The following is a 20,550-nucleotide window of genomic DNA, read 5'->3' as shown; positions in this document are numbered from 1 at the left end:
TTTGTTGGCGTCGATCCGTGTAGATGATCAAGGGCATGCGAAGATTCATCGCCCTCCTGGTAGGGCTCTTGACTTCTCTGCCCTTCGTCCACGCGGCATCCGCCACAACCTCCCCTGGCATTTTCTGGGCTCCATGCCCGGATAGCGTGGTCGTGGAGTGCGGAACGCTGGCCGTTCCCGTGAACTGGGCCAACCCACGCAAGGCCACCGACCGGTCCGCGCGGATAGGCGTGCTCGTGCTGGGTTCCGGCGGCCCCGGAGACTCCGGCGTCGACCTGGTGCTGCGTCCGCCTCAGAGCCTCAGCCCCGAGCTGCTGCGCCGGTTCGACATCGTCGCATTCGACCACCGAGGCACCAACCGCAGCAATCCCATCATGTGCTCCACGGAACTGGCGCTCCAGACCATGAAGGGGGAGCCGATCAAGAGCCAGACGGAGTTCGAGGCCCGCCTCGCACTGAATGAACGACTGCGTGCTGACTGCCGAACGCGCACGGGCCCGGTCTTCGACCATGCGGACTCCCGCAGCGCCGCCCGTGACCTGGAGGCTTTCCGCGCCGCGCTCGGCGAGCGGCAGATCTCCTTTCTGGGAGTCTCGTACGGCACGCTGCTCGGCCAGATGTACGCGGAGCTTTTCCCGAACCGGATCCGCGCGATGGCGCTGGACAGCGTCGCCGATTCGCCCGTTCGGTGTTCTACGAGCCAAGAGCCTGGCCGATGCTGTCGCAGGTCATCGACCAGCTCCACCGAACCGGCGCGTACCCGACACCGAGCCAGTCCCCTACCGAGGAGATCATGCCCTTCGCGATCCCGATCTTCTGTCAGGACTACCGCCTGCCCGTGCGTGACTACCCCGCATGGCGGGCTCACCTCCGCCGTCAGGCCGAGATAGCGCCTGACATGCGCTACAGCAGCATGGCAGTCACGCTGACCGCCCTCTGCATGGGTCAGCCGGAACCGGTCCAGAACCCGCAACGCCCGTTGAAGGTCAGCACCAAAACGCCGCTGCTGGCGGTCAATTCGCTGCACGATCCCGCCGCGGTCTACCCCTGGGCCGTCAACGTCACCCGCGAGCCGGCACCTACTACTTTCTCAGCGGAAACTGGGTGGTTGGCGGCTCGCGATACCTGAGCTTGCGGAGTCCGATGAAGCTGACGTTCAGGGTTCGAGCAGGGGTCGGTCACGTAATAGAGAACCCCCGGCCGTAAGGCCGAGGGTTCGCCTTTGGGCCGGCGCGGGAGCGTCACGAGGCCAGCTTGTAGCTGTGGACGACAGCACCGACGTACGTGTCTCCATCGCCCAACTCGACGCCCCCGTCCTTACAGCCCTGACTCATGTACAGCACGGCCACGCGGCCGGACTCGTTGCTGATCGCCGTGGCCCCGTCGGCGATGTCCACGCAGGTGCCGACCGGTTCGGATCGAATGATGATGATCTTCATTGTGTCGGGGGTGGCCGCGTGCGCGGGCGCCCCCGCGGTGGACATGGCAACCGCGGCGGTGGCCGCTGCGGCAAGAACTGCGCCAGCCCGAAGTCTCACAATGCTTGCCATCACAATGCCCGGCGGCATCACCAGCAGTGATCCTCCGATCGGACGCCGCTCCATCCCCCGTTGGAAGGATGCGGATCCGGGCGATATTGACGATGGTTGTACCGTCCGTGGCAGATCAGCATCTGGTCGTTGCGTTTTCCACTCGCCTTCTGCCCGAGCTTCCCCAGAAGGCTGCACCGCTCAGAAATCCTCCGCCGCGCCGTCTGTTCTGGTAGCCCCTCGCCACTCGCGGAAGGATTGACGACCATGACCGACGACGAGGCCGCGTTCATCGCGGCGGCCCGCTCGAACGACGCGGCGCCGTTCGCGCTCATCACCGAACGCTACCGGCGTGAGCTGCAGGTGCACTGCTACCGGATGCTCGCGAACTACGAGGACGCCCAGGACATGACGCAGGAGACGTTCCTGCGGGCGTGGAACAAGCGGGAGTCGTTCAAGGGCCACGCCACGCTGCGTACCTGGCTGTACCGGATCGCGACGAACGCCTGCCTGGACTTCCTGGACAAGCGCGTCGACCGCGTGCCCGTGCCCGCCGAGCTGCCGGGCGCGGGTTACCTGCAGCCGTACCCGGATCGGATGCTCCCGGAGGATCCGCAGGAATCGGTGGTGGCGCGGGAGACGATCGAGCTGGCGTTCATCGTCGCCGTGCAGCACCTGCCGCCGCGGCAGCGGGCGGTGTTCGTCCTTCGTGACGTCCTCGGGTGGCCGGCGTCGGACGCCGCCGGCGCCCTTGAGGTGACCGTCGCCTCGGTGACCAGCGCACTGCAGCGGGCCCGCGTGACGATACGCGAGCAGTTGCCCGACCGCCGCCTCGACTGGCGGAGCCCCGCCACGCACGAGCTGTCGGATGACGAGCGCGAGGTGGTGAGGGCGTACATGGACGCCCATGAGCGCAACGACCTCGACGGGCTGGCGGCCCTGCTCCGCGACGACCTGCGCTTCGCGATGCTGCCTGACCCCGGCACACTGGTCGTCACGGCCAAGGACGCGGTGGACGGCTGGGTCGCCGGCGGGCTCTTCCAGCGCGGCCGCGACGACTGGCGTTGCGTCGCCACGACGGTCAACCGCATGCCCGCCGCCGTGCTGTACCTGCGCGCCCCCGGCGACCCGGACTACCGGCTGTTCGCCATCGCGGTCCTGCGCGTCGTCGACGGGAAGATCGCCGAGCTCACCGGATTCGACGCCGGCGACAAACCATGGCTGGGCCTGCCCGCGACGTTGTGAGCGGTCATCGCCGCGTCCTATAGCGGGTCATCGTCACGCCCCCGGGAAACGTCCGCGTCTCGACCAGGTTCAGGTTCACCCAGTTGTCCAGCGCGGTGAAGAACGGCGTGCCGCCGCCCACCATGACCGGCACGGTGACCAGCACGTACTCGTCGATCAGCCCGGCCCGCATGGCCGCCCCGGCGAGCGTCGCGCCGCCGATGCTCATCGGGCCGCCGTCCTCGGCCTTGAGCCGGGTGATCTCGGCGACCGCGTCGCCGGTGACCAGGCGGGAGTTCCAGTCGACCTTGTCGATCGTCGAGGAGAACACCACCTTCGGCGTGTCCCGCCAGTTCCGGGCGAACTCGATCTCCGCCGGGGTGGCGTCGGGCCGCTGGTCGCCGTCCGGCCAGGAGGAGCTCATGGCCTCCCACAGCTTGCGTCCGTACAGCGTCAGCTCGTACGCCAGTTCCTGGTCGAGCCACCACTGGAACAGTTCGGCACTCGGCGAGGAGTCCGGTCCGTCCCCTCCACTCCAGCCGATGTCGTCACCGGTGGCGGCGGTGTAGCCGTCCAGGGTCACGTTCATGCCGAAGATCAGTTTCCGCATCGTGTCAGCCTCTCGTGAGTCGGTCTCGGACGTACAGACGGGCGCGGCGCGGAAAGCTAATCGGCGCGCAATCAACCGATCGGTGGATCGGCGAATCAGCCGCAGCCGGTCCACTCGGGGCCCACCGGTCGATCCCCGGAAAGCCCGGCGAAAACCATGCTTCTCCCATGGCAGTCATCGAAGTCACCGACCTCCGCAAGAGGTACGCGGGCCACCAGGCCCTCGACGGAGTCTCCTTCTCCGTGCACGAGGGTGAGATCTTCGGCATCCTCGGCCCGAACGGCGCGGGCAAGACCACCACCGTGGAGTGCGTGGAGGGTCTGAGAAAGCCCGACAGCGGGGAGATCAGGGTGCTGGGCCGGCAACCCGGCGAGGCCAAGGAGCGGATCGGCGTCCAGCTCCAGCACACCCACCTCCCGGAGAACATCAAGGTCTGGGAAGCGCTGGACCTCTACGCCTCCTTCTACAAGGACCCGCTCGACTGGCGGCGGATGCTCGACGACTGGGGTCTGGCCGACAAGCGGAACGCCAGGTTCGGCAAGCTGTCGGGCGGGCAGAAGCAACGGCTGTTCATCGCGCTCGCCCTCGTGGGCAGGCCGGAGGTGGCCTTCCTGGACGAGCTGACCACCGGGCTGGACCCGCAGGCCCGCCGTACCACGTGGGAGCTGATCAAGCGCGTGCGGGACAGCGGCGTGACCGTGGTGCTGGTCAGCCACTTCATGGACGAGGTCGAGGAGTTGTGCGACCGCGTGGCCGTGATCGACAAGGGCCGGGTGGTCGCGATGGACAGCCCGGCGGGGCTCGTGAACGACGAACACCAGATGCGCTTCACCGTCAAAGCGGGCGAACCCGAGCTGATCGGGCTGCCGGGCGTCACCGGGCTCACGCGGGACGGCAGCCGGATGGTCGTCACCGGGCGGGGAGACTTCGCCACGGCCGTGACCGCCCAACTGGCCAGGCAGCACATCCTGGTCAGCGACCTGCGCATCGACAAGCGCACCCTCGAAGACGCGTTCCGCAGCCTGACTGGAGGCACCCGATGAAGCTCGCCGCCGTCGAAGTGAAGTTGCTGGTCCGGGAGCCGGGGTCGATGTTCACGATCCTGATCCCGCTGTTCATCATGGTGATCTTCGGCGGTGTGGGCGACAGCGCGCTGCTGCCGATGGCGCTGACGATCTCGGTGGGGCTGGTGTCGCTCTACCTGCTGCCGACGACCCTGGCGACCTACCGGGAAAGGGGGATCCTGCGGCGTTTGTCCACCACGCCGGTACGGCCCGGCAGCCTGCTGGGCGTGCAACTGGGGCTGCAGTTCGTCCTGGCGGTGGTCGCGGCGGGGGTGCTGCTGGCGGTGGCGGGTGCGCTGCCGATGGTCTCGGCGGTGCTGGTGTTCGCGCTGGGGACGGCGGCGATGTTCGCGATCGGGCTGCTGATCGCGGCGCTCGCGCCGAACGGGCGCACGGCCAACGGCGTCGGCGTGCTGCTGTACTTCCCGATGGCCTACCTGGCCGGGCTCATCCAGCCGGTGTCGCAGATGCCCGCCCTGCTGGCCGAAATCGGACAATACACTCCCATGGGGGCGTTCCGTCAGGCGCTGCAGGATGCCTGGTCGGGAGCCGCGCCCGCACCCCTGCCGCTGGTGGTGATGGCCGCGTCCGCGCTGGTCGTCAGCATCGTCGCGGCGAAGCTCTTCCGCTGGGAGTAAGTGATGAACGCGCGGCTCGATCGCTGGGAGCGCCTGCTGGAGCACCAGATGGCGGCGGTGCCGTACGTGTTGCTCGCCGTCGCCACGGTGCTCGCCGGCGACCGGCCCTGGCTCCTGATCGGCGCCACGGTGTTGTGGCTCTGGCTGATGCCGCGTGGCCCGCTCTACGTCGCCGGCCTGATCCTCCTGATCGGCGCGCTCTGCACGTACGGGGTGTGGTTCGCCACCTTCTTCGGATTCGTCGGGTTCCTTCACTCCTGGCAGTACCTGAAGGGCCGATGGCGCTTCGCCGGCGTCACCGCCACCGCGGCGATCAGCGTCGCGACCTACGGCGGCGGCCCGCCGGAGCCGACCCCCGCCGGCATCCTGACCTTCCTCTTCTTCACCGCCGCGATCGTGGCGGCGGTGGCGCTGTTCAGCTTCGTCGGCGACATCACCGCCGAGCGCAGCGCCGAACGCAAGCGCATGGTGGCCCAGTTGGAAGAGGCGATGCGAGAGAACGCCGGCCTCCAGGCCCAGCTCCTGCAACAGGCACGCGAAGCCGGCGCACTGGACGAGCGCCAGCGCATGGCCGCCGAGATCCACGACACCCTCGCCCAGGGCCTGACCGGCATCATCACCCAGCTCCAGGCCGCCAAGCAGGCGGAGAACTGGACACGCAACGTCGACAACGCGGTACGGCTGGCGCGCGAAAGCCTGGCCGAGGCGCGGCGCTCGGTCCACGCGGTCGGCCCCGGCCAGTTGGAATCCGCGCCGCTGCCCGAGGCGCTCCAGGAGATCACCGCCCGCTTCAGCGAGCTGAACGGGATCCGGGCGGACTTCACCACCACTGGTACGGTCCGTCCCATGCATCCGGAAGTGGAGGAGACCTTGCTGCGTACGGCCCAGGAAGCCCTGGCCAACGTCGCCAAGCACGCCGGGGCGACCCGGGTGGGGCTGACCCTGTCGTACATGGAGGATGTGCTCACCCTCGACGTCCGTGACGACGGCATCGGCTTCGACCCCGCGCTGACCGCGTTCGGCCTGACCGCGATGCGCAAGCGGCTGGCCCGCCTGACCGGCACCCTGGAGATCGAGTCCGAGCACGGCAACGGCACCGCGATCTCCGCGGCCGTCCCGGCGGTGGCCAGATGATCAGGCTCCTGATCGCCGACGATCACCCCATCGTGCGCGACGGCATCCGCGGCATGTTCGCCGGAGACCCGGACTTCGAGGTGCTCGGCGAGGCCGGAGACGGCGCCCGCGCGGTCGAGCTCGCCAGGATGCTGGATCCGGACGTGATCCTGATGGACCTGCGCATGCCGAAGACGGACGGGGTCACCGCGATCAAGGAGTTGGTACGGCTCGGCGTCCGTGCCCGGGTCCTGGTGCTGACCACGTACGACACCGACAAGGACGTGCTGCCCGCGATCGAGGCGGGCGCCACCGGCTACCTGCTCAAGGACACCCAGCGCGACGACCTCATCCGAGCGGTCCGTACGGCGGCGCAGGGCGAGGCCGTGCTTTCCCCGTCGGTCGCCACGCGCCTGATGGGCCAGGTCCGAGCGCCCGCCGACCCGTTGAGCGCCCGCGAACTGGAGATCCTGGAACTCGTCGCCGCGGGGACCACCAACCGGGAGGTGGCGGCTCGGCTGTTCATCAGCGAGGCGACGGTCAAGACGCACCTGCTGCACATCTACGCCAAGCTCGAGGTGAACGACCGGGCCGCCGCCGTCGCCACCGCCATCCGGCGTGGCCTGCTCCAGTGATCACAAGCTGCCGGGGGCACCTGCCCCGGCCACGCCGGGCCGGGGCAGGTGCCGACATGGGTCAGTCCGCGCAGATGGCGTAGACGCTGATGCCGACGTCGTTGAAGCCGTCCTGGCGGCCCAGGCCGATCCAGCCGCGTCCGTCGGGGGTGGGGAACGAGCCGACGAGGATCGCCCGGTTGCCCTGGGCCTCGGCGCCGCCGCCGAGGACGCGCTTGCTGCCGGGGCAGAGCAGGGTGCGGCGCTGGAAGTTGGGGACATTGGCGTTGGGCAGTGTGACGAGCTGATAGCCCGGCGGCAGCGCCGCCTGCCGGGCCGCGGGCGGCTTGGCCTCGGTGCTGGCGGTGGCGGTGGTGGCCGCGCTCACGCACACTCCGGCCGCCAGGATGGCGAGCGGAAGGGCCAGGAGTTTCTTGGACAGCATGGCTTCTCCTTCGTGGAGTCCATGGCGGACACACTTCGCACACACTGGAGGAAGTGGCCACCGGGGGGGAGGACCTGTCACCCAGAGTGTTCTCATCCTCACGGTGTGCTGTCCATAGGCGTTCTGCTCAGCGGCCCGGGCGGTTGCGCGATAACCACCACCGACGTACACGCGCCCCCATCAAGGGTGAAGCCAACACCGGCATCCGCGCTCGGTGGCGCCCGGGAACCGACCAGCCCTCAGTCGACCGGAGCGTCGAGCCAGGAGCCCTTGAGCATGAGAGTACGGCCGCTGAACTCCGCCAGCGAGTTCCACGCAAGGATCCGCTCAGGAACGAGGCGGACATACACGAACATGTCCGGAGCGCTACGCGGATCAGTCGACACCCTCGCAAAGGCCTCAGCCGAGGCGGCATCGATCTCAGAAACGCCGACCAGCGCCGCACCCGCGTCGATCATGACCACGTCGGCGGTATCCCCGATCGCCAGCCGCGCCTTGGGCCTGCCCCGCAGATTCGAGACGGTACGGCTACGCCGAAACGTCCCGGTGGTCAGCGCCGCCCCATCCCAAACATAGGCAACCGGGATGAGATGCGCCCCGTGACCATCACTCCCAGTCGCCAGCCACATCTGAAACCCGCCGTTTAGCCGATCCAGGGTGTCGGCCCGCCGCCGTACCAGATCGCGTGGCGCGGGGAGGATCACTGAGGACATGTCCGCTCCTTCCTGAGAACTCACACCCTCGAGACGAACAGGCAAGGCACAGATTCGACACCACAGGTCAACAAGACCTAGACCGTTTCAGGGCCACGGCCGCCGAGCGGGGCCTGGTGCGGCGCTACATCCATACCAAGGACGCGCGGACCGTAACCACGTCCGGCACGCCCTGTCGGTACGACCGCCCGAGTGAGCCCTGCCGTCAGGAGTCGTACGCGGCCATGGACTCCACCTTCACCACCGGCCCCTGGACGCCCAGTTCCGCGGCGATCGCCGGGATCTCGGGATCGGTGAGGAACCCCTCGTAGTCCTCGGCCGACCAGTCGAACAGCGCCCACACCCGGCCCGGATCGTCGCGATCGCGAAAGACCCAGGAGCCCTTGCACCCGTGCTCCCTCCTCTTCTCGACGCCCCTGGTGGAGAACGTCCGCAGAAACTGATCGAAGTCGGCGACGTGGACGATGGTGAGGATCATGCCTTCTCCTAGGTGTACGACTCCGCCAATGCCTGCCCGCGAACAGGGGGTGTCAGTCCCGGAAGAACGAGGTCAGCATCGCCGCGACCGCCGCGGGGTCAGGCGCGTGCGACTGCCCGGCGAGCACCCGGCGTTCCGCGTGCGGGACGCTCGCGCGGATCGCCTCCGCGGCCCGGTCGAAGAAGTCGGACGGCAGCCCGCCCATACCCGCCTGCGCCTCCGGACTCACCCCGCTGGTGGCGACCAGCGCCGGACGCGTGATCTTCGCCAGCCGGTCGGCGGGCGGCCGGTAGTGGTTCACGGCCGCGGCGTCGTAGGCGAGCGTGTGCGCGAGGGGCAGCATAGGCGTCCAGTACGGCGAGGCCATCGCCCCCTCGATCTCCTCCTCCGAAGACCCCGCCAGCCGCATGAACAGCTCAAGGGCGTCGCCGAGCCGCCCAGCCGTCAACGCCGGCCCGAGCCGCTCCACGTAAGCGCTGGTCCGCCGGTAGACATCAGCGGAGACGGCGTAGGGAACGTCGTACACGGCGAACCGGGACACCGCGACGCCGGCCGCCGCGGCCTCCAGCACGAGTCCGCCGCCGGAGGACACTCCGTACAGGAACGCGGTCCCGCCCGCCTCGGCGATCAGGGCTTCGATGTCCTCGATCTCCCGTTCCAGGGTGTAGGGGCGGGTGTCGCCGCTGTCGCCCCGCCCGCGCCGGTCGTAGTTGTACACGGTGAAACGCGCGGACAGCTCCGCGGCCAGCGGCGCGTTGTTCCCCACGCCCTGCGCGCGGCTAGTGAGGGCACCGCCCACGAGGATCACGGCGGGGCCGCTTCCCGCGCGGTCGTAGGCGATCGGCGTGCCGTCCGCCGAGGTCACGATGTTCATGTCGACTCCTCTGGATTCGGGTAGAGACGAGGAGACCCCACCACGCTGAAACATCGCTAAAAGTCCTCTACCATGCCGACATGACCAGCCCCCGGGCGAGATGACGCTCGAAATCTGCCTGCTGGGACCGTTGCGCGTCGTGGTGGACGGCCGGGTGGTCACGTTGCCCGCGGGACGGCTGCCGGCGCTGCTGGCGGTGCTGGCGCTCTCGCCCGGCGTGCCGGTGTCGGTGGACAGGCTCGCGAGCGCGGTGTGGGGCGAGGAATCGGCCGTCGACGTCCGTACCAACCTGCAGACGAGCGTGAGCCGGCTGCGCCGCCTGCTCGGCGGCGAGCTGATCGAGACCCGAGACGGCGGGTACGCGCTGCTGGCCGAGCCCGACCAGGTGGACGCCGTCCGGTTCGTCCGGCTGCTCGACCGGGCGGCGACCGCCTCCGACCAGGCGGCCGAACACGATGACCTGGTGGCGGCCCTCCGGCTGTGGCGCGGCATGCCGTTCGCGAACATCTGGTCGGAATGGCTGGAACAGACGCAAGCCACCCGGCTCCAGGAGCGGTATCTCGCCGCGCTGGAGCGCCGCGTCGACCTGGAGGTGCCGCGGACCACCGACCTGACCGTCACCCTGGCCGAGCTGACCGAGCTGACCGGCCGGCATCCGCTGCGCGAGTCGCTGTGGGTACGCCTGCTCATCGTCCTGGAGCGGCTGGGCCGGCCGGCCGAGGCACTGGAGCGGTACGCGATGATGCGCGCCCGGCTGGCCGACGAGCTCGGCACGGAGCCGGGGCCCGAACTTCGGCGCGTGCACGCCGCGCTCCTGGCCGGAAGGTCCCCGGCCGGCCCGACGCGGGCGGCACGCCGTGTCGTCCCGCGCCAGCTTCCCGCCGACACCGAGGTCTTCGCCGGACGCGCGTCCGCGCTCGCGGAGCTGGACAGGCTGCTGGAACGGCGGAGCGGCACGGTCGTCTGCGCCGTCACCGGCGCCCCGGGCATCGGCAAGTCCACGCTCGCGCTCCACTGGGCGCACCAGGTGGCCCACCACTTTCCCGGCGGCCAGCTCTACGTCAACCTGCGCGGCTTCGACCCCTCCGGTACGCCGCTGGCGCCGGCGGACGCGCTGAGAGGATTCCTCGACGCGCTGGACGTTCCGCCGCAGGCCGTGCCCGCCGGGCCGCAGGCGCAGGCCGGCCTCTACCGCAGCATGCTCGCCGGCACGCGCACGCTGGTACTGCTGGACAACGCCCGCGACGCCGGTCAGGTCGTGCCGCTGCTGCCCGGCGCGCCCGGCTGCCTGGTGCTGGTGACCAGCCGCAACCGGCTCCCCGGACTGGTCACGGCCGGCGCCCGTCCGCTCGGGCTCGACCCGCTCGGTGAGGGCGAGGCCGAGCACCTGCTGATCCGCCGGCTCGGCGAGCAGCGCGTGCGCGCCGAGCGATCCGCGGCCAGGGAACTCGTCGGCAAGGCCGCCGGACTGCCCCTGGCCCTGGCGATCGTCGCCGCGCGCGCCGCCACCAACCCGCGGTTCTCGCTGGCCTCGGTGGCGGCCCAGCTCGGGGGCCTCGACGGGTTCGACGGGGGCGACCCGGCCAGCAGCGCGCGTACAGTGTTCTCCTGGTCTTGTCACGGACTCGGTGAACCGGCGGCGCGCCTGTTCCGGCTGCTCGGCCTGCATCCCGGCCCCGACATCACCCCTGGTGCCGCGGCGGCCGTCGCCGGCCTGCCCGCCGCCCGCGTACGACCGCTCCTCGCCGAGCTGACGCGGGCCCATCTGATCAACGAGCACGTTCCCGGCCGGTACGCCTTCCACGACCTGCTGCGCGCGTTCGCCCGCGAGCAGGCCGGCGAGCACGAGCCAGCCGAGGAGCGGCGGGCGGCCATCCGGCGGACACTCGACCACTACGTCCACACCGCGCACCGCGCCGACCATCTGCTGTTCCAGCACGGAGAAACCATCGCCCTCCCCGCACCGGCGCCGGGCGTCCAGGCCGAGGACCTGGGCGACGCCGACGAGGCCGTCGCCTGGTTCGGCGCCGAGCGGCACGTGCTCCTTGCGGCCATCGGCCAGGCGGCCACGCACGGGTTCGACCGCGAGGTGTGCCACCTGGCCTGGACGCTGGACGTCTTCCTGCACCGGCAGGGCCACTGGCACAGCAGGAACACCGCCCAGCACGCCGCGCTGGACGCCGCCCGGCGCCTCGGCGAGACGACGACCCTGTCCAGGGCCCATCGCCACCTCGGGTCCTCCTACACCGACCTCGGCCACCACGACGAGGCCCACCTGCACCTGCGCCAGGCCCTCGAACTCGCCGCCGACGCCGGGGACACGGCCGGTCAGGCGTGGACGCACTACTACCGCGACCTGCTGTACGGCCTCCAGGGCGGCCACGACCACGAAGCCCTGGCCGCCGCACAGGACGCCCTGCGCCTCTTCACGCAGATCCAGCACGAGTACGGCCAGGCGATCGCCCTCACCGACGTCGGCTGGTACCAGGGCAGGCTCGGCGACCACGGCCAGGCACTGGAGTCGTGCGAACAGGCCCTGACCATGCACCAAAGGCTCGGCAACCTCGCCTACCAGGCCCACACCTGGTCGTGTCTCGGGGAGATCCATCAGGACCGCGGCGACCGGGCCAAGGCGCTCGACTGCCGGCAACGGGCACTCGATCTCTTCGTACGGCTGCGCGACCGCTACGGCGAAGCCAGCACGCTCGCCGACATCGGCGACCTCCACCAGGCGGGCGGAGACCTCGCGGCGGCCCGCCGATCCTGGCAGGACGCACACGCCATCCTCAGCGAACTGGACCCGCCCGCCGCGGCCCGGATCCTCGAGCGCTTACACGCGTCGCGCCCCGTGTAACAGCGCTGTGAGCGCGCTGTCAGCGCCGGTCGGCATCGTCGGGAGCGTCAGGAACAGCTCTGCGAAAGGCACGACATGACAGGCAACGGGCACGAGAAGACCCAGCGGATTCTCGACCGGGCGGTGGCCGAACTCGGCATCCCCGGCATCGCCATCGAGGTCAGGAACGCCGACGGCTCCTGGTTCGGCACCGCCGGAGTGTCCGATCTCAGGACCGGAGCCCCGCGCGTGCCGGGGGAGTACCTGCCGATCGGCAGCGGCGCCAAGGGCATCACCGCCGCGGTACTGCTCACCCTGGAGGCCGAGGGCCGGGTGGACCTTGAGGACCCGGTGAACAAATGGCTGCCCGGCGTGCTGACCAACGGCTACGACGGCGACCGGATCACCATCAAGCACCTGCTCGGCAACACCAGCGGCCTGTTCGCCACCGGCCTCGCGCCGGCGCTGATCGCCAACTACGCCAGCCGGGCCAGGTTCGACGAGCACCGCTTCGACGAATGGACCCGTGACCAGCTGCTGGAGCTGGCGGTGTCCCAGCCGCCCGTCGGGCAGCCCGGTGAGCGCTTCCTGTACGCCAACGGCGGCTTCTACATCGCCAACGCGATCATCGAGAAGGTCACCGGCAACACCTATGCCGAGGAGATCGAGCGCGTGGTCATCCAGCCGCTCGGCCTGGCCAACACCTACGCGCGCAGCGGTGGTGACACCGGTTACCTGGGTCCGTCGCCGCGCGCGTACTCGACCCAGTTCTACAAGGACGGCGTGGACCCGGCGGACGTCACCACGGACAACTGGGAGTCGGCGTTCGAGGAGCCGGGGCTCGAACCCCTCGACGTCACCGAGTTCAACACCTCCTGGGAGACCGGGAACATCGTCTCGACCACCGGCGACGCCATCCGCCTCCTCAACGCCCTGGCCGGCGGCACCCTGCTGCCTTCTGGCCAGCACCGCAAGATGTGGACCACGGTCTCGACCGAGGGCGCCGGCTGGCTGCCGCACACCCGCTACGGCCTGGGCATGTTCGAGCTGGACAGGGCGGTGACCGGCGGCCTCACCATCCGCGGCATGGCCGGCAGCTACTGGGGCCACATGTTCTTCGCCCTGAGCAACCCGGACACCGGAACCGCCTTCGCCTTCCACACCAACACGGAGGCGAAGAGCTGGGACGTGCCCTTCACCATCGCCGAAGCGGAATTCGGCTTCACCCTGGGCGCGTAACCACGGGGGCACAGGCAGCCGGGCCCGTAGTTCACCCGGCTGCCTGTCATGCCCGCCCGTTATTCAGACCGGTCGCTCATGCCCGACGCAGTCCCGGCGCGACAGCACCCAGACCCGGACCCCATCCATGAGCCGAACTCGGAACCAGCCGCCGCTGTGCAGCCGGCTCATCCGTTCTCACCGAACTGCACGATCTGCTGCGAAGCCGTTTCCACGAACTCACGGAGAAGGTTGCGCGCCGCCTGGCCCCTTGCCGCACGGTCAGCTTCGTTGATGGCGTTCGGGATGTCCTCTGCCTCCGTCAACGCCCTGGCAGCCAGGTCGTTCAGGCGCTCGTCAGAGCTGAGAAGACGAAGCCGGAACATGGCCGCTGTCACTTTCGCCCGATCCTTGTAGGACTCATCCCGCATCCGGATGAACGCCTCACTTGTCGAGTCTTCCTGTTCAAGGTGCCACCGGTCGTTCTGCACTCTCCGGAAGTCGGTCAGCGCTTCGGCGAACGAGCTGTAGGCGGCCAGCCTCTCCTGCCACAACCGCTCGCCGCGGGCGGCCTGCCGATCTTGAGCCGACTTCCGAGCTTGGAACATGTGCGTGACGGCAGCGCCGAGCAGCGTGCCGACGACTGCGATGAGGGCCGCGACCGTGCTTTCCATCCCACCACTGCAGCACGACAGGGTCAAAGCGTCACCCGGGCCCGGCCGGCCGGAGCGCTCATGAGCGGCGGGAGTGGATAGACGCCCTTCGATCAGGTCCATGACACGGAGAGTGCTGCGCAGGAGGGTGCGGCCGGTGCGCCGCGAGCGGCGTCTCACCCACGGGTCCTGATGGAGGTGTCGCTGGAGCCGATCGCCGAGCGCGGGCTGGACGGCTTCAGCCTCGCGACACCGCGCTGCGTGCCGCCTGGGCGTTGGTGCACGGCCTGGCCGTTCTGCACACCGGGGGCATGCGCGCGGCCGGTGCTGGCGGGCGGGCTCGTCCGTCCGTGACGGCTGCGAACATACCGCCGCTATACCGCCGGTGTTTAGCATTCCTCGCGGTGCTCCTGATCACCGGACGAGCACCGCGAAGTTCTCGTTGACTGACAAGGATCGAATTCCATGCGGAAGCTCTCTCCCTCGAAGATGCTCGCCACCGTTGTCGGGGTCTCGGCGGCCCTCGCCGTACTGGCGCCCGCCACGACCGCCACGGCCTCCACCACCTCCTCCTTCAGCGCCTCTACGGCCGGCTGCAAGGAGAAGTGGAGCAAGCTGAACACCAAGGACGGCTTCGTCAGCTACGTCCTGAAGCTCTGCACCAACGGCTACGGCGAGGCGCGCGGCAGCGTGACGGACACCAAGAACGACACCTGGACGGCCGTGGTCGAGGTCTCCTTCAAGAAGAAGGACGGCGGCGAGATCTACGGCGAGTACAAGGAGGCCGGCCGGAACAAGGGCCACAAGACCTTCAAGTGGTCCATCTCCCGCACCAACCTCGACCGGATCACGATCCGGGCCAAGCGCTGCCTCCCGAGCACGATCGTGTGCAACAACACCTCGACCTACACGATCTACCCCTGACCAGGGCTTGATCGAGACCAGGCGGCGAGGGCATCCCGGCTCCCGATAAATGCTGACGTGGGCGCTGAACAGGGGCTTATCGGGCATGGGGCCGCCGCTGCCGGATCGGTAGCGGGAGCGCGCCACCGCCAGTGGCACCGACTGGGTCTCGCCGCCGGCTCACCCTCGCGCTTGCGGGCCGGGAGCGCGGTCAGGCGTGATCGGGCGATTCCTTCGGCGGGCGGATGGCCTTGGAGGCGAACCATTCGGCGGTCTGGTCCACCAGGTAGTAGAGCCGTGGCGGGATGTGCGGGAGGACCGGGGAGTGTCGCTGGCCGAGCAGGACGCACATCTGCGACGGCGGCAGGTTGATGTAGCGGGAGAGGTTCTCGTACCAGCGGGCGCTGTTGCGGGCCGCCTTCTGGGTGGATCGGATCGAGGGCATGCGTTGCCGTTCGTAGCGGGAGAGCGCGGTCTCGAGGTACGGCTCGCTGTGGAGCGCGTCGACCAGGAAGGCGGCGTCGCCGAGGGCGAGGGCGGTGCCCGCGCCGATGGAGTAGTGCGTGGTGTGCGCGGCGTCGCCGAGCAGGACGAGGTTGTCGCGGTGCCAGGTCCGGTTGGTCACGGTGGGGAAGTTCTGCCAGCGCGCCCGGCCGATCAGCGAGTGGCCTTCCAGGAGGTCGGCGAAGAGCTTCTCCAGGATGGCCAGGCCGTGCTCCTCGTTCGCCTGGTCGAGCCCGAGTCCCTTCCAGGTCGCGGGGGAGCACTCGACGACGCAAGTGCTGTGCTCCTTGCCGAACCCGTAGCCGTAGCACCAGATCCAGCCGTGGTCGGTGCGTACGAAGGCGAAGGTGAAGGCGTCGAAGATCTTGGTGGTGCCGAGCCAGGTGTACATGTTGCGGCCGACGGTGACCCTGGTGCCGAAGTGGTCGGCGTGGCGCTCGCGCAGCACGCTGGTGACTCCGTCGCAGGCGGCGACGAGGTCGGCGTCGGCGAGGTCGTCCTCCACGGTGATCTCGCGGTCGTACTCGATCCGCACGCCGAGGGAGCGGGCCCGCTCGGCGAGGATGGCGAGCAGTTCGCGGCGGCCGATGCCGTAGCCCTCGTCGGTCTGTTCCAGATTCACCTTCGGGTGGTCGTGGAGGTGTACGACCCAGTTGTCCCAGCGCACGGAGTTCTCGCTGATGGCGCTCGCGGACTCGGGGTCGGCGCCGTGGAGGCTGCGGAGTAGTTCGTCCCAGTACGTTACGCCCCAGCCGTAGGTCGATCCGGCCGGGTTGCGTTCGTAGACGGTGATCTCGTGGGACGGGTCCGCCCGCTTCATCAGGATCGAGAAGTACAGGCTGGCGGGCCCGCCGCCGACGCAGGCGACCTTCACAAGCACTCCCTGTGTGACACAATGTAGCTGATATGCCACAAAAGGTAACCGGGGTGCGATCTCCTCAAGCTGAGGGGCTGGTCATGAAACGACCAAGCTCGGGAGCTTGGCGAGGCCGCCGTTCCACGCGGGGCCGGAGGTGATCGCCTTCAGACGGCGGTCAGCGGCGCCGGGGTGGCGGGCAGTCGCCAGGCGCCGCCGCGGTCCTCCTTCGAGAAGCGCGCGACGAGATCCGGGACGCGCAGGAAGGTGGCCAGCCCCGTGACCGTCTGGAAGGCGGTGATCGCGCCCTGGGTCATCGGCATCCCCAGGCGCAGGAGGCGCGGGTTGACCTCGGCCTGGACCTCGTCGACGAAGGGGCGCAGGACGGTGTCGTAGTTCGCCAGCGCGGTCGGCAGGTCGTGCGGGCGCCGGTTGATCTCTCCGGCCAGGACGTAGGCGCCGACCAGGCCGGCGGAGACTCCCATGCCGCTGTAGGGGGAAGGGCAGTACGCGGCGTCGCCGGTCAGGGCCACGCGGTTCTCGGACCAGGTGCCGGTGCGTACCTGGAGGATCTCCTGGGAGTAGAAGAACGGGCTCGTCTTCATGCCAGCGACGAAGCGCTCGGTCTGCCATCCGGCGTCCCGGAAACGGTCGGCCCAGAACTGCTGCTGGCGCTCGACGGGCTCCCGGTGGATGGCGGAGGCTTGCTGGGATTCCTCCCGCAGCACGAAGTACACCTGGGTCTCGGCTGGGTTGTGGCTGCGGCGCATGATCTGGCGGCCGCCCGGGACCATGTAGGTGTCGCGGATGTCGCTGTCGGAGGCGATGCGCGGGACGAACCAGTACGCCATGTGGATGCCGACCCGCCAGTACGGGTCGGAGCCTTGGGGGAGGATGGCCTGCCGTACGCGTGAGCCCTGACCGTCCGCGCCGACCAGGAGGTCGAACTCGCCGGACGAGCCGTCGGAGAAGTGCGCGACGACCTTGTGCTCGTCCTGCTCGAAGCCGTCCACGCTCAGGCCGAAGACGTAGCTGGTGTCGTCCTTTGTCGCGTCGTGCAGGATGCGGACCAGGTCGCCGCGCATGATCTCGTACTCGGACGTGAGGCTCTGCCGTCCCCGGCCCGAGGTGTTGGCCATGATCGTGGCCCTCGCCCGGCCGCGGGAGTCGACGAACGCGACGCCCGCCTCGTCCACGAGTTCACGGCGGATGGCGTCGAGCAGCCCCATGCGCCGGGCCGCCTCGATGCCCTGGCCCCGCAGGTCGACCTGGGCTCCGGTGGCCCGGAGCGCCGGGAAGCGTTCGGCCACGGTCACCTGGTGGCCGCCCCGCGTCAGCCAGAAGGCCAGCGCCTGCCCGGCGATGCCGCCTCCGGCGACGAGGATCCGCAGCTTCATGGCCATCACCTCAAAATCTATCAGTGAATGATTCTCCTTTAGAGTCATCTATCAGCGATAGATTGTCAACGTGACCAAGATGAACCGCGACACCGTCATCGCCACGGCGCTCGACCTGCTCGACGAGGTCGGCCTCGACGCCGTCAGCACGAGGCGGCTGGCGAAGCGGCTGGGCGTCGAGCAGCCGTCGCTGTACTGGCACTTCCGTACCAAGAAGGACCTTCTGGACGCCATGGCGGAGGCCGCGATGGCCCCCCACGCCACCGCGCCGCTGCCCAGGGCGGGTGACGACTGGCGTGACTGGTTCCGCGAGAACACGCGCAGCTTCCGCCGTACGCTGCTGATGCGCCGCGACGGCGCGCGCCTGCACGCGGGCACCACCCCCACCGCGGACCTCGCCCGGCTCCGCCGCAAAATGGACTTCCTCCTCGCCTCCGGGGTGCCCGAGCGCGACGCCCAGATGGCGATGCTGGCCGCCGGCCGCTTCACCGTCGGCAGCGTCCTGGAAGAACAGGCCGACCTCGGCTCCGACCTGCCGGCCGACGTGCCGCTGATCGATCACGAGTCGGCGTTCGAGGCGGGGCTGACCCTCATCCTCGACGGCTTGGCCCGCCGCGTCGGGACCTGACTCTCTTGTGGTTACTGCGGAGCTGTAGGAGAGTGATGGCTGACGTGGCGTTTTTCAGTGACTGGGGAACCCGATGGCGAGCAAAGGGCCGAGCAACCTGTCCGACGAGGCGGACCTGAGGCGCGCCGACTCCCTGGCGCGGGAGATCTTCTCCGACGTCGCCAACAAGTGGGCCTTGCTGATCATCGAGGTGCTCGGCGAGCGCACCCTGCGTTTCAGCGAACTGCGCAACGAGGTCGAGGGCATCAGCCACAAGATGCTCACCCAGAACCTGCGCATGCTGGAACGCAACGGCCTGGCCGTGCGAAAGGTGCACCCCACGGTGCCGCCGAAGGTGGAATACACCCTCACCGAACCCGGCCAGGCCCTGCGCGCCACGGTGGACCTGCTGTGCGGCTGGACCCACGAGTACTTCACCCACATCGAATCAGCCCGCCGCAGCTTCAATACCTGACGGAAATGGGCATGTCTCATCGAGCCTCCGGGATGAGGTGCTCGATACCTCGCGAGGCGGGTGAAGGCGTTCGTCTACCGCGCTGGGTTGAGGTGCCGTAGGTTCTGTGATGGAGGCGGAAATCCACTCCCGGGTTGATGCTGCCGTCCGCCCATCTCCCTTAGCGTCGTGTTGCTCAATGAATTCGAGACACAGACGCCTGGAAGGGAGGAAGATGAAGAGCAAGTTCAGACCAATCGCCAAGATCGCATTGGCTGGTGCCATGACGCTGGGCAGCGTAACCGCGGTCAGCGCTGACGCGGTCGCGGCGGCCGGCGGCGGCGCGAGCACCATGGCACTTGTGCCCGTCAGCTGCAGCAACAATGCCGCGGCCCGGTTCAACCGGCAGGGATATCCTCCGGTGCACTGCTACCGGGGGAACGGCTCTCGTACGGTCAATCTCTTGTCGGTGACGTCCGTGCAGTCGCGCAGCACGGGTATCACGTTCTGGTTCAGATATCCGGGGGAGTCCAAGCTCCGGAGCGTGAACCTGAAAATCAACGAAACGGCTTACTTCACTCGTAATCCGATCACCGTAACCGTCATCAGCAGCCCGTAAATCTTATTCCTCGAGTTCGATCAGGTCTCATTCTTGGGTCCAGGTGAAGCCTGGATCCAAGAATGCTGATCCGCCTCATTCTCGCTGAACGTCGATCGGCTCGGCGGAGAGCGTGACCTCGACGGTGATATGCGGATTGTCCAGCCGCGGAAGCCGAAGGCCACGCTTGAACTGCTCGGCGTCGTCCGGCACCACCTTCGGCTGAACCGTCACCTTGACCTGGCCGGTCTCGTCATCTGGACGCGCCGTCATCGTGGCCACCTCGGGACGGGATCGGAGCCAGGAAACGACCGTGTCCTGGGCCTGCCGGAGCTCCGCGGCGGAGAACCCCTTACCTCCGATCAGGGTGACCTCCAGGGGGAGGGCCCTGGCCAGTTCGACCGCGCGAGGCGGGACGGGTCCCTTGAATCCGACGCGCAGCCCCGCCTGGCGGTCGACGTATCTGACGCCGGAGATCTCGTCGGGGAACTCGGCGGAGAGTTGGTCGATCACCCGGCTGTTGGACGACTGCGAGCCGAAGCGGTCGATGGCCTCCTCGTAGGTGATGCCTTCCGACTTGGCGAGGGTGCTGAGGTCGATCAGTTCTGCGTAGGGAATGCCGTCGATCGTCACGTCCGGGTCGGTCACCGAAGGGTCATAACCTTCGAAGTCCGTCGGCTTGGGCGAAGAGGTGGCGGCCATCCGCGTCGCGTACCGCCTGACGACCTCCTCCAGGGACCGGCCTGACGATGCCGCCTCTCGCTTGAGCCGTTCCAGAGTGGGTCGATGTGCTTTGGGCTGATCGGCCCGCGACAACACGATCGTCTCGGTCCCGGCCGCGGTGGGCACCGGACCCGCACCAGCCTGGCCGCAGGCGCACAGCGCCGTTACCACCGCGATGACGGTCAAACGCGATCGCTTCATACCAAACGGACGCGCCACCGGCCCGACGGGTTCAACCGGTACGGCGGTGCGCATCTCGGCCAGTCGGGCGGCGGGCAGGAGCCTGCCGGACATGAGGGCGGTGTGGAAGCGGGCCCAGTCCCGCGTGGTGGAGACCACGGCTCCGGCCATCCCGCCCCAGCCGGGGTTGTTGCCGGAGACGTTCACGTGCCCGCTGTGCCGCGCACCGGCGAAGTGCCGCGGCGCGGGCGGGACGCTCGGCGGCATGTGGGCGGCGTCGGGCTCGTGACCTCGGGCGTGGGAGCCGCGCCAGGGGGCGTCG

At 69.0% G+C, this 20,550-nt stretch carries 23 protein-coding genes and 1 pseudogene; 14 read left to right on the top strand and 10 right to left on the bottom strand.

All coding sequences use genetic code 11. From position 1 onward, the window contains the following. Positions 1-23: 23 nt before the first annotated feature. Both ACIBEJ_RS47710 and ACIBEJ_RS47705 read left to right on the top strand, forming a co-directional pair. A pseudogene (locus ACIBEJ_RS47710) lies at positions 24-659 on the top strand (alpha/beta fold hydrolase); the annotation flags it as partial. A gap of 56 nt (positions 660-715) precedes the next feature. Then, positions 716-1,129 (top strand): hypothetical protein, encoded by a 414-nt coding sequence (locus ACIBEJ_RS47705; RefSeq protein WP_397189767.1) that lies wholly within the window; start codon positions 716-718, stop codon positions 1,127-1,129. A 112-nt stretch (positions 1,130-1,241) separates the two neighbouring features. Here the strand turns inward: ACIBEJ_RS47705 and ACIBEJ_RS47700 are convergent, their stop codons facing one another. Beyond that, positions 1,242-1,439, bottom strand: a complete 198-nt coding sequence (locus tag ACIBEJ_RS47700; RefSeq protein ID WP_397189653.1) for a hypothetical protein — start codon at positions 1,437-1,439, stop codon at positions 1,242-1,244. Positions 1,440-1,796: 357 nt separating this feature from the next. Here ACIBEJ_RS47700 and ACIBEJ_RS47695 point away from each other — a divergent pair, with 357 nt between their 5' ends. Next, a complete protein-coding gene (locus tag ACIBEJ_RS47695) occupies positions 1,797-2,774 on the top strand; it encodes an RNA polymerase subunit sigma-70 (protein ID WP_397189652.1) in 978 nt (325 codons plus the stop codon). A 4-nt stretch (positions 2,775-2,778) separates the two neighbouring features. Here the strand turns inward: ACIBEJ_RS47695 and ACIBEJ_RS47690 are convergent, their stop codons facing one another. Beyond that, positions 2,779-3,363, bottom strand: coding sequence for a dihydrofolate reductase family protein (locus ACIBEJ_RS47690; RefSeq protein WP_397189651.1), 585 nt, complete (start codon positions 3,361-3,363; stop codon positions 2,779-2,781). A 167-nt stretch (positions 3,364-3,530) separates the two neighbouring features. Between ACIBEJ_RS47690 and ACIBEJ_RS47685 the strand changes: the two genes are divergently transcribed. The 4 genes from ACIBEJ_RS47685 to ACIBEJ_RS47670 are packed head-to-tail and all read left to right on the top strand — an operon-like array spanning position 3,531 to position 6,813. Next, positions 3,531-4,406, top strand: coding sequence for an ABC transporter ATP-binding protein (locus tag ACIBEJ_RS47685; RefSeq protein WP_397189650.1), 876 nt, complete (start codon positions 3,531-3,533; stop codon positions 4,404-4,406). Further along, positions 4,403-5,065: an ABC transporter permease gene (locus tag ACIBEJ_RS47680; protein ID WP_397189649.1), complete on the top strand. Its 663-nt coding sequence runs from the start codon at positions 4,403-4,405 to the stop codon at positions 5,063-5,065. The genes ACIBEJ_RS47685 and ACIBEJ_RS47680 overlap by 4 nt, the downstream gene beginning before the upstream one ends. Before the next feature lie 3 nt (positions 5,066-5,068). Further along, on the top strand, positions 5,069-6,199 hold the full coding sequence (locus ACIBEJ_RS47675) for a sensor histidine kinase (protein WP_397189648.1): 1,131 nt from the start codon (positions 5,069-5,071) through the stop codon (positions 6,197-6,199). Continuing rightward, positions 6,196-6,813, top strand: coding sequence for a response regulator (locus ACIBEJ_RS47670; RefSeq protein ID WP_397189647.1), 618 nt, complete (start codon positions 6,196-6,198; stop codon positions 6,811-6,813). Before ACIBEJ_RS47675 ends, ACIBEJ_RS47670 begins: the two co-directional genes overlap by 4 nt. 61 nt (positions 6,814-6,874) lie before the next feature. Here the strand turns inward: ACIBEJ_RS47670 and ACIBEJ_RS47665 are convergent, their stop codons facing one another. The 4 genes from ACIBEJ_RS47665 to ACIBEJ_RS47650 form a co-directional block, all read right to left on the bottom strand. After that, complete coding sequence (locus tag ACIBEJ_RS47665; RefSeq protein ID WP_397189646.1) at positions 6,875-7,237, bottom strand: hypothetical protein; 363 nt, start codon at positions 7,235-7,237, stop codon at positions 6,875-6,877. 239 nt (positions 7,238-7,476) lie between these two features. After that, a complete protein-coding gene (locus ACIBEJ_RS47660) occupies positions 7,477-7,950 on the bottom strand; it encodes a pyridoxamine 5'-phosphate oxidase family protein (RefSeq protein WP_397189645.1) in 474 nt (157 codons plus the stop codon). A 205-nt stretch (positions 7,951-8,155) separates the two neighbouring features. Further along, positions 8,156-8,428 carry a hypothetical protein gene (locus ACIBEJ_RS47655; protein ID WP_397189644.1) on the bottom strand — a complete coding sequence of 91 codons (273 nt, stop codon included), beginning with the start codon at positions 8,426-8,428 and terminating at the stop codon, positions 8,156-8,158. Positions 8,429-8,480: 52 nt separating this feature from the next. Next, entirely contained in the window at positions 8,481-9,302 is an 822-nt protein-coding gene (locus tag ACIBEJ_RS47650; RefSeq protein ID WP_397189643.1) for an alpha/beta fold hydrolase, read from the bottom strand. Positions 9,303-9,402: 100 nt separating this feature from the next. Here ACIBEJ_RS47650 and ACIBEJ_RS47645 point away from each other — a divergent pair, with 100 nt between their 5' ends. Further along, entirely contained in the window at positions 9,403-12,156 is a 2,754-nt protein-coding gene (locus ACIBEJ_RS47645; protein ID WP_397189642.1) for a BTAD domain-containing putative transcriptional regulator, read from the top strand. A 75-nt stretch (positions 12,157-12,231) separates the two neighbouring features. Beyond that, positions 12,232-13,374, top strand: coding sequence for a serine hydrolase domain-containing protein (locus ACIBEJ_RS47640; protein WP_397189641.1), 1,143 nt, complete (start codon positions 12,232-12,234; stop codon positions 13,372-13,374). Positions 13,375-13,541: 167 nt separating this feature from the next. Here the strand turns inward: ACIBEJ_RS47640 and ACIBEJ_RS47635 are convergent, their stop codons facing one another. Beyond that, positions 13,542-14,129 carry a hypothetical protein gene (locus ACIBEJ_RS47635; protein ID WP_397189640.1) on the bottom strand — a complete coding sequence of 196 codons (588 nt, stop codon included), beginning with the start codon at positions 14,127-14,129 and terminating at the stop codon, positions 13,542-13,544. A gap of 342 nt (positions 14,130-14,471) precedes the next feature. On the opposite strand from ACIBEJ_RS47635, the gene ACIBEJ_RS47630 reads away from it, so the two are divergent. After that, positions 14,472-14,930: a hypothetical protein gene (locus ACIBEJ_RS47630; protein WP_397189639.1), complete on the top strand. Its 459-nt coding sequence runs from the start codon at positions 14,472-14,474 to the stop codon at positions 14,928-14,930. 190 nt (positions 14,931-15,120) lie between these two features. Here ACIBEJ_RS47630 and ACIBEJ_RS47625 read toward each other — a convergent pair whose 3' ends face one another. Further along, entirely contained in the window at positions 15,121-16,287 is a 1,167-nt protein-coding gene (locus ACIBEJ_RS47625) for an FAD-dependent monooxygenase (RefSeq protein ID WP_397189638.1), read from the bottom strand. 149 nt (positions 16,288-16,436) lie between these two features. Then, entirely contained in the window at positions 16,437-17,666 is a 1,230-nt protein-coding gene (locus ACIBEJ_RS47620) for an FAD-dependent monooxygenase (protein WP_397189637.1), read from the bottom strand. 79 nt (positions 17,667-17,745) lie between these two features. Between ACIBEJ_RS47620 and ACIBEJ_RS47615 the strand changes: the two genes are divergently transcribed. From ACIBEJ_RS47615 to ACIBEJ_RS47605, 3 genes are all read left to right on the top strand, one after another. After that, positions 17,746-18,294 (top strand): TetR/AcrR family transcriptional regulator C-terminal domain-containing protein, encoded by a 549-nt coding sequence (locus ACIBEJ_RS47615; protein ID WP_397189765.1) that lies wholly within the window; start codon positions 17,746-17,748, stop codon positions 18,292-18,294. 73 nt (positions 18,295-18,367) lie between these two features. Further along, complete coding sequence (locus ACIBEJ_RS47610) at positions 18,368-18,748, top strand: winged helix-turn-helix transcriptional regulator (RefSeq protein WP_397189636.1); 381 nt, start codon at positions 18,368-18,370, stop codon at positions 18,746-18,748. Between the two features lie 214 nt (positions 18,749-18,962). Continuing rightward, positions 18,963-19,346: a hypothetical protein gene (locus ACIBEJ_RS47605; protein ID WP_397189635.1), complete on the top strand. Its 384-nt coding sequence runs from the start codon at positions 18,963-18,965 to the stop codon at positions 19,344-19,346. Positions 19,347-19,421: 75 nt separating this feature from the next. Here the strand turns inward: ACIBEJ_RS47605 and ACIBEJ_RS47600 are convergent, their stop codons facing one another. Next, positions 19,422-20,342: a hypothetical protein gene (locus ACIBEJ_RS47600; RefSeq protein WP_397189634.1), complete on the bottom strand. Its 921-nt coding sequence runs from the start codon at positions 20,340-20,342 to the stop codon at positions 19,422-19,424. Here ACIBEJ_RS47600 and ACIBEJ_RS47595 point away from each other — a divergent pair. After that, positions 20,341-20,517, top strand: coding sequence for a hypothetical protein (locus tag ACIBEJ_RS47595; RefSeq protein ID WP_397189633.1), 177 nt, complete (start codon positions 20,341-20,343; stop codon positions 20,515-20,517). The genes ACIBEJ_RS47600 and ACIBEJ_RS47595 overlap by 2 nt on opposite strands. Positions 20,518-20,550 lie beyond the last annotated feature (33 nt).

Source organism: Nonomuraea sp. NPDC050790 (assembly GCF_044456745.1).
GTDB lineage: Bacteria > Actinomycetota > Actinomycetes > Streptosporangiales > Streptosporangiaceae > Nonomuraea.
Note: the sequence above shows the minus strand (reverse complement) of the source record. Positions and strands in the feature narration are given on the sequence as shown.